Annotated in this window: 13 protein-coding genes; 4 read left to right on the forward strand and 9 right to left on the reverse strand. The window is 67.6% G+C overall.

Annotated elements, in window-relative coordinates; genetic code table 11:
- Positions 1-14: 14 nt before the first annotated feature.
- The 9 genes from rplW to ACLJQZ_RS20455 form a co-directional block, all read right to left on the reverse strand.
- Positions 15-326 (reverse strand): 50S ribosomal protein L23, encoded by a 312-nt coding sequence (gene rplW, locus ACLJQZ_RS20415; protein WP_091618496.1) that lies wholly within the window; start codon positions 324-326, stop codon positions 15-17.
- Positions 323-1,048 (reverse strand): 50S ribosomal protein L4, encoded by a 726-nt coding sequence (gene rplD / locus ACLJQZ_RS20420; RefSeq protein ID WP_410621536.1) that lies wholly within the window; start codon positions 1,046-1,048, stop codon positions 323-325. The genes rplW and rplD overlap by 4 nt, the downstream gene beginning before the upstream one ends.
- On the reverse strand, positions 1,045-1,701 hold the full coding sequence (rplC, locus tag ACLJQZ_RS20425; protein ID WP_247060517.1) for a 50S ribosomal protein L3: 657 nt from the start codon (positions 1,699-1,701) through the stop codon (positions 1,045-1,047). The genes rplD and rplC overlap by 4 nt, the downstream gene beginning before the upstream one ends.
- Positions 1,702-1,732: 31 nt before the next feature.
- Positions 1,733-2,038, reverse strand: a complete 306-nt coding sequence (gene rpsJ / locus ACLJQZ_RS20430) for a 30S ribosomal protein S10 (RefSeq protein ID WP_003102098.1) — start codon at positions 2,036-2,038, stop codon at positions 1,733-1,735.
- Positions 2,039-2,448: 410 nt separating this feature from the next.
- Positions 2,449-3,642: an elongation factor Tu gene (gene tuf / locus ACLJQZ_RS20435; RefSeq protein WP_247060516.1), complete on the reverse strand. Its 1,194-nt coding sequence runs from the start codon at positions 3,640-3,642 to the stop codon at positions 2,449-2,451.
- Between the two features lie 125 nt (positions 3,643-3,767).
- Positions 3,768-5,867 (reverse strand): elongation factor G, encoded by a 2,100-nt coding sequence (gene fusA, locus ACLJQZ_RS20440; protein ID WP_247060515.1) that lies wholly within the window; start codon positions 5,865-5,867, stop codon positions 3,768-3,770.
- A 63-nt stretch (positions 5,868-5,930) separates the two neighbouring features.
- Positions 5,931-6,401, reverse strand: coding sequence for a 30S ribosomal protein S7 (gene rpsG, locus ACLJQZ_RS20445; RefSeq protein WP_247060514.1), 471 nt, complete (start codon positions 6,399-6,401; stop codon positions 5,931-5,933).
- Entirely contained in the window at positions 6,401-6,775 is a 375-nt protein-coding gene (gene rpsL / locus ACLJQZ_RS20450) for a 30S ribosomal protein S12 (RefSeq protein WP_003102113.1), read from the reverse strand. Before rpsL ends, rpsG begins: the two co-directional genes overlap by 1 nt.
- A gap of 383 nt (positions 6,776-7,158) precedes the next feature.
- Positions 7,159-7,317, reverse strand: coding sequence for a hypothetical protein (locus tag ACLJQZ_RS20455; protein WP_247060512.1), 159 nt, complete (start codon positions 7,315-7,317; stop codon positions 7,159-7,161).
- Positions 7,318-7,482: 165 nt separating this feature from the next.
- On the opposite strand from ACLJQZ_RS20455, the gene ACLJQZ_RS20460 reads away from it, so the two are divergent.
- The 4 genes from ACLJQZ_RS20460 to ACLJQZ_RS20475 are packed head-to-tail and all read left to right on the forward strand — an operon-like array spanning position 7,483 to position 10,307.
- The gene (locus ACLJQZ_RS20460) at positions 7,483-8,049 is read left to right on the forward strand and encodes a YbaB/EbfC family nucleoid-associated protein (RefSeq protein WP_410621537.1); all 567 of its coding nucleotides are present in this window, start codon (positions 7,483-7,485) and stop codon (positions 8,047-8,049) included.
- Complete coding sequence (locus ACLJQZ_RS20465; RefSeq protein ID WP_410621538.1) at positions 8,049-8,390, forward strand: ESX-1 secretion-associated protein; 342 nt, start codon at positions 8,049-8,051, stop codon at positions 8,388-8,390. The genes ACLJQZ_RS20460 and ACLJQZ_RS20465 overlap by 1 nt, the downstream gene beginning before the upstream one ends.
- 13 nt (positions 8,391-8,403) lie before the next feature.
- Positions 8,404-9,657, forward strand: a complete 1,254-nt coding sequence (locus tag ACLJQZ_RS20470) for a hypothetical protein (RefSeq protein ID WP_410621539.1) — start codon at positions 8,404-8,406, stop codon at positions 9,655-9,657.
- Between the two features lie 2 nt (positions 9,658-9,659).
- Positions 9,660-10,307, forward strand: a complete 648-nt coding sequence (locus ACLJQZ_RS20475; RefSeq protein WP_410621540.1) for a hypothetical protein — start codon at positions 9,660-9,662, stop codon at positions 10,305-10,307.

Genomic DNA, 10,307 nt, shown 5'->3' on the forward strand with positions numbered 1-10,307 from the left:
GTCAGCTCAGTCCTTTACGCGGTGGGTCCGCCGAAGATCTCGATCGCCTTGCTCTCAGGCGAAAGAGTCACGATGGCGCGCTTCGTGTCCTTGCGCTTGCCGAAGCCTGCGCGAGTCCGCTTCCGCTTGCCCTGGCGGTTGGCCGTGTTGACGCTGACCACCTTGACGCCGAACACCTTTTCGACCGCGATCTTGATCTGGGTCTTGTTGGCGTCCGGACGAACGATGAACGTGTACTTGTGGTCCTCGAGCAGTCCGTAGGACTTCTCGGAGATCACCGGCGCGAGCAAGATGTCGCGGGGATCGGCAATGGCGACCGAACTCACTGCTCGTCACTCCCTTCCGAAACCTCGCTCGACCGCACTGCGTCCGAGCCTCCAGCGCCGGCGGGCGCGCCAGCCTTCGCTTTGTGGCTCTTGCCCCGGGCGGGGCCGGCGACGAAGCCGTCGTAAGCGGCCTTGGTGAACACGACGTCGTCGTTGACCAGCACGTCGTAGGTGTTGAGCTGGTCGAACCAGATCAGGTGAACCTCGGGGAGGTTCCGCAGGGAAACCCAGCTGTACTCGTCGTCCCGGTGCAGCACCACGAGCACGCGCGTCGCCTGCGTCACCGCGGCGAGAACGGCCTTGGCGGCCTTCGTGGACGGCTTCTCACCCGTCACCAGTTCGGTGACGATGTGCAGCTGGCCGGCGCGAGCCCGGTCCGAGAGGGCGCCACGCAGAGCGGCGGCCTTCATCTTCTTCGGGGTGCGCTGGGAGTAGTCACGCGGCGTGGGGCCGTGGACGACGCCACCGCCGACGAACTGCGGCGCACGGGTCGAACCCTGGCGGGCACGGCCGGTGCCCTTCTGGCGGTACGGCTTCTTGCCGCCACCGCGAACCTCGCCACGGGTCTTCGTGTCGTGCGTGCCCTGGCGGCCGGCGGCCTGCTGGGCCACCACCACCTGGTGCATCAGCGCGACATTGGCCTGCACGTCGAAGATCTCCTCGGGGAGGTCCACGGTGCCGTCGGCTTTACCGGCCGGGGTCTTCAGCTCGACGCTTGTCATTCGGAGTTACCACCCTTCGCGGCGCTGCGCACGAACAGCAGGCCGCCCTTGGGACCGGGCACGGCGCCCTTGATCAGCAGCAGGCCATCCTCGGCACGCACCGCGTGCACGGTCAGGTTCTGCGTGGTGACGCGGTCGGAACCCATCCGGCCGGCCATGCGCACGCCCTTGAAGACGCGGCCCGGGGTGGCACAGCCACCGATCGAGCCCGGCCGGCGGTGCACGGCCTGCGCACCGTGGCTCGCGCCCTGGCCCTTGAAACCGTGGCGCTTCATGACGCCCGCGTAGCCCTTGCCCTTGCTGGTACCGGTGACGTCGACCTCGACGCCGGCGGCGAACACCTCGGCGGTGATCTCCTGGCCGACCTCATAGGTCTCGGCGTCGGTGGTGCGCAGCTCGGCAAGGAAGCGGCGCGGCGTCACGCCCGCCTTGTCGTAGTGGCCGGTGCGCGGCTTGTTCACCCTGCGCGGGTCGACCGCGCCGAACGCCAGCTGCACGGCCGTGTAGCCGTCCTTGTCCTGGGTCCGAACCTGGGTCACCACGTTCGGACCGGCCTTGACGACCGTGACCGGGACGACCCGGTTCAGTTCGTCGAAGACCTGGGTCATGCCGAGCTTGGTGCCCAGGATGCCCTTCATTTGCCTGTCAGACATGAGTCTCTTATCTCCGCCGCTCGCCCAACGCTTACTGGATGTTGACGTCGACGCTCGCCGGCAGATCGATGCGCATGAGCGCGTCGACCGTCTTCGGCGTCGGGTCGAGGATGTCGATCAGACGCTTGTGCGTGCGCATCTCGAAGTGCTCGCGCGAGTCCTTGTACTTGTGCGGCGAGCGGATGACGCAGTAAACGTTCTTCTCGGTGGGCAGCGGCACCGGCCCGACAACACGGGCGCCGGTGCGCGTGACCGTCTCCACGATCTTGCGCGCCGAGGTGTCGATCGCCTCGTGGTCGTAGGCCTTGAGCCGGATGCGGATCTTCTGTCCCGCCATGGTGGCTGCTCGTTCCTTGTCGTCTCGTGCCGCTATCTCACAAAACCCGCCCCGGATGTTGCCATCCGGTCCCGAGTTTCCGCAGTTCAACGGCCCTGTCCCCGGTCCACGCGGTCGGGCGTGTCGCGCCCGACGCACAGACGGATCCCGCGGGATCGTCGTCTTGCCTGGTCTTCCTCAACGTGAGGAGGCTATGAGCCGGCACGCTTTCGCAAGCGCTGTCGGCTCACCGCCTTTGCCCGCTCGCCTCACCCGAAGGAAAGTGCTCCGCGGACCGTGACCACTCGCACCGAGGCGGCCGGACCCCCGAAAGGGATCGGCCGCCCCAGGACGAGCAACCTGAATAGTGTCGCACACGTGATTTGACGCCCCGGACCCGGGGGTGTATCAGCCCCGGGCGGGGCGCCGAATCACTTGATGATCTTGGTGACCTGACCCGCACCGACGGTGCGGCCACCCTCGCGGATGGCGAAGCGCAGGTTCACGTCCATGGCGATCGGCTGGATCAGCGCCACCGAGATGTCGGTGTTGTCGCCCGGCATGACCATTTCGGTGCCCTCGGGGAGGGTCACGACGCCGGTCACGTCCGTGGTGCGGAAGTAGAACTGCGGACGGTAGTTGTTGAAGAAGGGGGTGTGACGGCCACCCTCGTCCTTCGACAGGATGTAGACCCGGCCCTCGAAGTCGGTGTGCGGGGTGGTGGTACCCGGCTTCACGACGACCTGGCCGCGCTCGACGTCCTCACGCTTGATACCGCGGACGAGGAGGCCGACGTTGTCGCCCGCCTGGCCCTGGTCCAGCAGCTTGCGGAACATCTCGACACCGGTGACAGTCGTCTTGGTCGACTTCTCCTTGATGCCGACGATCTCGACCTCTTCGTTCACGTTGACCACGCCACGCTCGACGCGGCCGGTGACGACGGTGCCGCGACCGGTGATCGTGAAGACGTCCTCGATCGGCATCAGGAACGGCTTGTCGAGCTCGCGCACCGGGTCCGGCACGTTGTCGTCGACAGCGTTCATCAGCTCGAGAACGGCTTCGCCCCACTTCTCGTCGCCCTCAAGGGCCTTGAGGCCCGAGACGCGCACGACCGGAGCGTCGTCGCCCGGGAACTCCTGCGAGGACAGCAGCTCACGGACCTCAAGCTCGACGAGCTCGAGGATCTCCTCGTCGTCGACCATGTCGGCCTTGTTCAGCGCGACCACGATGTAGGGCACGCCGACCTGACGGGCGAGCAGCACGTGCTCGCGGGTCTGCGGCATCGGGCCGTCGGTCGCCGCGACCACGAGGATCGCGCCGTCCATCTGAGCGGCACCGGTGATCATGTTCTTGATGTAGTCAGCGTGACCGGGGGCATCGACGTGCGCGTAGTGACGCTTCTCGGTCTGGTACTCGACGTGCGAGATGTTGATCGTGATACCACGCTGGCGCTCTTCGGGCGCGTTGTCGATCTGGTCGAACGCACGCGACTCGTTGAGGTTCGGGTACTTGTCGTGCAGAACCTTGGTGATCGCCGCGGTCAGCGTGGTCTTGCCGTGGTCGACGTGACCGATGGTCCCGATGTTGACGTGCGGCTTGCTCCGCTCGAACTTCGCCTTCGCCACTGGAATGTCCTCCTGGACTGATTTCGCTTTGTGCTCGGGGGCCGGCGTGGCTGCCAGCCCCCGAATGTTCCTTCGTGCTGCGGACGTTCAGGAGAGTCCCTTAGTGCCCGCGCGCGGTGGGGGAACTACTCCCCCGTCGCCTTCGCGATGATTTCCTTCGCGACGTTCGCGGGAACCTCGGCGTAGGAGTCGAACAACATGGAGTAGTTCGCCCGGCCCTGGGTGCGGGACCGAAGGTCGCCGACGTAGCCGAACATCTCCGACAGCGGGACCAGCGCCTTCACGACGCGGATGCCCGCCCGCTCCTCCATGGCCTGGATCTGACCACGGCGGGAGTTGAGGTCACCGATGACATCGCCCATGTAGTCCTCGGGCGTGGTCACCTCGACCGCCATCATCGGCTCCAGGATCACCGGGCCGGCCTTCTTCGCGGCTTCCTTCATCGCCATGGAACCGGCGATCTTGAACGCCATCTCCGAAGAGTCGACCTCGTGGTAAGCACCGTCCAGCAAGGTGAACTTCAACCCGACGAGCGGGTAGCCGGCCAGGACGCCGTACTGCATCGCGTCCTGCGCGCCCGCGTCGACCGACGGGATGTACTCCCGCGGCACGCGGCCACCGGACACCTTGTTGACGAACTCGTAGAGCGCGCCATCGGTGCGCTCGAGCGGCTCCAGCTTCACGATGACCTTCGCGAACTGGCCGGAACCACCGGTCTGCTTCTTGTGGACGAAGTCGAGCTTCTCGACCGTCTTCTTGATCGTCTCGCGGTAAGCGACCTGCGGCTTGCCGATGTTCGCCTCGACCTTGTAGTCGGACTTCATCCGGTTCACCAGCACCTCGAGGTGCAGCTCGCCCATACCCGCGATGATCGTCTGGCCGGTGTCCTCGTCCAGCTTGACCTGGAACGTCGGGTCCTCTTCGGCCAGCTTCTGGATCGCCAGGGACAGCTTCTCCTGGTCGGCCTTCGTCTTCGGTTCGATCGCGACCCGGATGACCGGCTCGGGGAACGTCATTGACTCGAGCACGATCGGGTTCTGCGGGTCCGCCAGGGTGTCACCCGTGGTGGTGTCCTTCAGCCCGATGACCGCGTAGATGTGGCCGACCTGGGCGTCATTGACCGGGTTCTCCTTGTTGGAGTGCATCTGGAAGATCTTCCCGATGCGCTCCTTCCGGTCCTTGGTCGCGTTGACGACCTGGGCGCCGGCGGCGACCTTGCCCGAGTACACCCGGATGTAGGTCAGCTTGCCGAAGAACGGGTGCGCGGCGATCTTGAACGCGAGCGCGGCGAACGGCTCGTCGACCGACGCCTTGCGGGACGCGACGGTCTCGCCGTCGGGCAGCAGGCCCTCGACGGCCGGGACGTCCAGCGGGGTCGGCAGGTAGTCGATGACCGCGTCGAGCATGGGCTGCACGCCCTTGTTCTTGAACGCGGAACCGGCCAGCACCGGGAAGACCTGGCTGGTGATGGTGAGCTTGCGGATGCCGGACTTGATCTCGGCCTCCGTCAGCTCCTCACCCTCGAGGAACTTCTCCATCAGCGTGTCGTCCGCCTCGGAGACGGTCTCGATCAGCTTCTCGCGGTACTCCGCGGCCAGCTCGGCCAGCTCGGCCGGGATCTCCTCGACGGAGTAGTCCTCGCCCTTCTGCACCTCGCCACGCCAGGTCAGCGCCTTCATGCGGACCAGGTCGACGACGCCTTCGAAGTCGTTCTCGGCACCGATCGGCAGCTGGATGACCAGCGGCCGGACGCCGAGACGATCGATGATCGTCTTGACCGTGTAGTAGAAGTCCGCGCCGAGCTTGTCCATCTTGTTGACGAAGCAGATGCGCGGGACGTCGTACTTGTCCGCCTGCCGCCAGACCTGCTCGGACTGCGGCTCGACGCCTTCCTTGCCGTCGAAGACGGCGACCGCGCCATCGAGCACCCGGAGGTTGCGCTCCACCTCGACGGTGAAGTCGACGTGGCCCGGGGTGTCGATGATGTTGATCTGGTGGTCGTCCCAGAAGGTGGTGGTGGCAGCCGAGGTGATGGTGATACCCCGCTTCTGCTCCTCCTCCATCCAGTCCATGGTGGCGGCGCCGTCGTGGACTTCACCGATCTTGTAGTTGACCCCGGTGTAGAACAGGATCCGCTCGGTGGTGGTCGTCTTGCCGGCGTCGATGTGGGCCATGATGCCGATGTTGCGGACCTTGTTCAGGTCGGTCAGCACGTCACGTGCCACGAGAGTGTTCCCCTGTTCTCAAGCTTGGGGCCCGGCATGGCTTGATCGACAGCCGGGCGATCATCACCAGCGGTAGTGCGCGAAGGCCCGGTTGGACTCGGCCATCTTGTGCGTGTCCTCGCGGCGCTTCACGCTGGCACCGAGGCCGTTGGAAGCGTCGAGGAGCTCGTTCTGCAGGCGCTCGATCATCGTCTTCTCGCGACGAGCCTGCGAGAAGGAGACCAGCCAGCGCAGCGCCAAGGTCGTGGAGCGACCCGGCTTGACCTCGATCGGCACCTGGTAGGTGGCGCCACCGACGCGGCGGCTCTTCACCTCGATGGTGGGCTTCACGTTGTCGAGAGCGCGCTTCAGCGTGACGACCGGGTCGGTGCCGGACTTCTCGCGAGCGCCTTCGAGCGCGCCGTACACGATGCGCTCGGCGAGGGAGCGCTTCCCGTCCTTCAGCACCTTGTTCACCAGCTGGGTGACCAGCGGGGAGGCGTAGACGGGGTCAGAGATCAGCGGCCGCTTGGGGGCCGGACCCTTGCGGGGCATTAGCTCTTCTCCTTCTTCGCGCCGTAGCGGCTGCGCGCCTGCTTGCGGTTCTTCACACCCTGGGTGTCGAGAGAACCACGGATGATCTTGTAGCGGACACCCGGAAGGTCCTTCACACGACCACCGCGCACGAGCACCATCGAGTGCTCCTGCAGGTTGTGGCCCTCACCGGGGATGTAGGCGGTGACCTCGATGCCGCTGGTCAGCTTCACACGCGCGACCTTGCGCAGCGCCGAGTTCGGCTTCTTGGGGGTCGTGGTGTACACGCGAGTGCACACGCCACGCCGCTGCGGGCTCCCCTTGAGGGCCGCGGTCTTCTGCTTGGCAGCCTTGTCCTGGCGGCCCTTGCGGACCAGCTGCTGGATCGTGGGCAATGGACCAGCTTCCTGTCGTGATCTTGCTTCTACGTGTCTTCACCGGCCCCCGCGGTCGGGCGTGTCGGCCCGCGTCACGGTCTCTCGACCGGTAACTTCCCGTAGGGATTTTCCGTCGCAACCCCGACCTGCCGAAGCCGGTGACCGGGTGCCTGAGCACCCCGCCCATGCCGCACGGCACGCGGAGCGGCCCGACGCCTGCCGGGCACGGTCTCCAAAGATACCCGCCCATCTACCGGACGGGCGAAGCGGGGGGTCTGAAGGTCGACGAACCCTCAGCCTACCTCTCAACACGGGCGGAGCGCCGGACATTCCGCAGGGTGGCGCGGCCGGGCCCGACGGGGCCGGGAACGCCGCCACGGCCCCGTTTCGCGCCCCGCCGCTCAGTCTTCTTCGGGCTTCGCGTGGTCCGGCTTGCCCGGGTTCGGGTCGCGCGAGAGATCGATCAGCGGGTGCACGCCTGCCCCCTCGGGCGCCGCGTGGCTGCCGCTCTGCTTCCGGTCTTCCTCTTCGGACCGTCCGGCCCCTTCGGTGCTGCTCATCACACACTCCTAGCGCTTGTCCCCTGCTTCCCCTTGCGGCCGAAACCTACCCATTTCCCGATCGGGTGACGCAGTGGGATCGGATCCGCCGTTCCCCGCGTCACACCGTCGCCGAGGGGCCACGATGGGTGGACCACGTACCGGGCGTTCGGGAGGAAGAAGGACATGTCGGCGGAGTTCGACCAGCTGGTCGCCGAGTTCCAGCGGTTCGAGGCGGGTATCCGGGACGCCGACGAGCGGTTCGCCGGGCTGGCCGGGATGCGGCAGGAGCTGACCGGGCTCCGGGCGACCGCGGCGTCGCCGGACGGCGGGGTCACGGTGGTCACCGGGCCGGGTGGCGCGGTCCTCGACGTCAAGTTCACCGACGCCGCGCTGGCGAAGGGCCCGCAGGCGCTGTCGACGGCGCTGTCGACGGCGCTGATGGCGACGCTGCGGGAAGCCGTCGGCGCGGCCGCTCGGCGCCAGGCCGTCATCGTCCAGGAGCACGTGGGCGACGACGGGCTGGTCGAGCAGGTCCTCGAAACGCAGGCCGAGGCGTTCGGAACCAGCGTGGAAGAACTGCGGTCGAAGCTGGCGGAAGAGACCGCGCCGCCGATCGCAGCTCCCGAAGACTTCTCCGAGGACCGGGTCCTGCGGAAGGCCGACGCCCCGGACCCGCCGGCGGCCCCGCCCGCGAGCGGCGGGTCCGCGGGCGACAGCTTCCTGCGCAACCTGTTCGACGAGGAGGACTGATGCCCGACGGTGCCGGTGGTTACCAGGTCCGGGTGGACGCGCTGCACAGCTACGCCGGTGTGCTCGGCGAGTACCGCGAGCAGGGCGCGAAGTTCACCGAGAAGGTCGGTCAGGCCGACGTCGGGGATAAGTCCTGGGGCGTGGTGGGCCTGTTCACCAAGCACGGGTACGACGAGACGCTGCGCGAGCTGCGGGACCTGCTGGGGTCGATGGCCGACGGCCTGACCTCGGCGCAGGAGAAGTTCACCGACGCGGCGCGCGTCTACCAGGGCACCGAGGACGACCACAAAGCCTTCTTCGGACAGGTGGAAGTCCTGCTCGACGGGCCGAAGAAGCCGTAGGGGGACGCGGACGATGGCGGAGTTCCAGGACGTCGCGAGCGGCGTCACGGTCAAGCCGGACGACCCGGCCACCGTGCTCGGGGTGAACACCGGCAACGCGGTCAAGGCGACGCCGTTCGTGGGCAGCGCGGTGACCGTCGGCCAAGACGCCGTCTCGGTGGTCAAGGCCGTCGCCGCGCCGCACCCCGACGGCGCGGACATCACGCTCGGGCTCACCTCGATCGCCACCGACACGGCGGGCTTCATCCAGTCGAGCTCCAGCACGATCACCGACATCGCCACCGACCCGCTCGGCTGGCTGGTCGGCCAGGGGCTGAACTTCCTGCTCAGCGCCGTCCAGCCGATCCAGGACGCGATCCACTTCGTCAGCGGTGACGGCCCGGCGCTCGGCGTCGCGGCGGAGAACTTCAGCGCGATCGCCACCGGTCTGGACCAGCTGGCGAAGAACTTCGCCGAGGTCGCCGACTCGTCGCTCGCGCAGTGGAAGGGCGACGCGGGTGACGCGGCCCGCCGGTCGCTCGGCGAGTTCGCGCACGGCATCGGCGGCGTCTCCGCGAAGTCCGGGGACCTGGCGCGGATGCTGCAGCTGAGCAGCATGCTGATGAGCTTCGTCGAGGACCTGATCAAGGCGATCCTGACCGAGCTGATCACCTGGCTGATCATGATCTGGGTGCCGGCGCTGGCCGCCGCGGTGCCGACCTGCGGGGCGTCGGTGGCCACCGCGGGCACGGCGTCCGAGGTCAAGCTCGGCGCCACCACGGCGAAGACGACGCAGAAGGTGTCGAAGGTCCGCGAGCTGCTGCAGAAGATCCTCGCCTGGCTGGAGAAGATGAAGGCCGAGCTGGCCGCGTCGAAGCTCGGCCAGGTGTTCGCCGGCTCGGACACCGGCAAGGCGCTCGCGAAGATCACCAAGGGCAACGAAGGCCAGACGCTGCTCGAGAAGGCCATGGGTGAGAGCGGGATGCTCGGCAAGCGCTGGGCGAAGGCCTGGGAGAACCCGGTCAAGGACGCGGCGGGCAACATCCGGTACACGCCGACGATCCTGAAGACCGGGGCCACCGAGGTCCTGAAGAAGGGCGGCGAGGCCGCGGTCAAGGGTGTGTTCGGGTTCGACCCGGCCAACCCCGGCGACAACCCGGCCAAGACGGTCAACGACCACCTCGGCAAGCTCAACAGCCACGTCAAGAACGCCAAGAAGGCGAGCGACTACGGCGAAACGGGCCGCGACCAGTCGGACGACGAAACCCGTGCGGACCTGGACTTCTGACGATGTATCTGGCCGATGGTGGCAACGCCGGAGCGGTGATCCTCGGGATCGCGCTCGTCGTGGTGGTGATCGCGGCCGTCGTCGGGTTCTGGTGGCGGTCGAGGACGAAGTCGTTGCAGAACCGGAAAGAGCACTGGTTCAAGGCCTTCGCGGCCGAGCGCGGGGGCACGTTCCACAGTGGTGTCCCGGGCGAGGAGAGCGCGGCGCCGACGTTCGGCGTCGTCCACCCGACCGGCCGGCCGCTGGCGGACCAGCCAAGGGAGACCTGGGTCGAGTTCCGCCACCGCGACCGGCAGACGATCGGGATCGACGACCAGGAGCCGTACCGGAACTTCGACGACCACACCTACCTGCGCGACACCCACGTCACCCAGGTGCGGGTGCCGGAGTGCCCGGAGGTGCGGATCGTGGCGGGCCAGGCGATGACCATGCCGACGCTGCCGCCGGACTCGCGCCTCGAGGGCGAGCTCGCCCGCTGGCTGGCCGCGCACCCGCGGTTCGCGCAGCGGGACGTCGTCGTCGAGCACGGGTCGGCGCGGACCTGGGGCCCGGGCTGCGCGACGCGACAGAACCTCGTGGCCGAGGCCGACTACCTGGCCGACCTGGCCGGGAACCTGCCCTCGGCGCTGTGGGAGCACTCGCCGCGGTGA

The organism is Amycolatopsis sp. cmx-8-4, assembly GCF_046548675.1.
Classification (GTDB): domain Bacteria; phylum Actinomycetota; class Actinomycetes; order Mycobacteriales; family Pseudonocardiaceae; genus Amycolatopsis.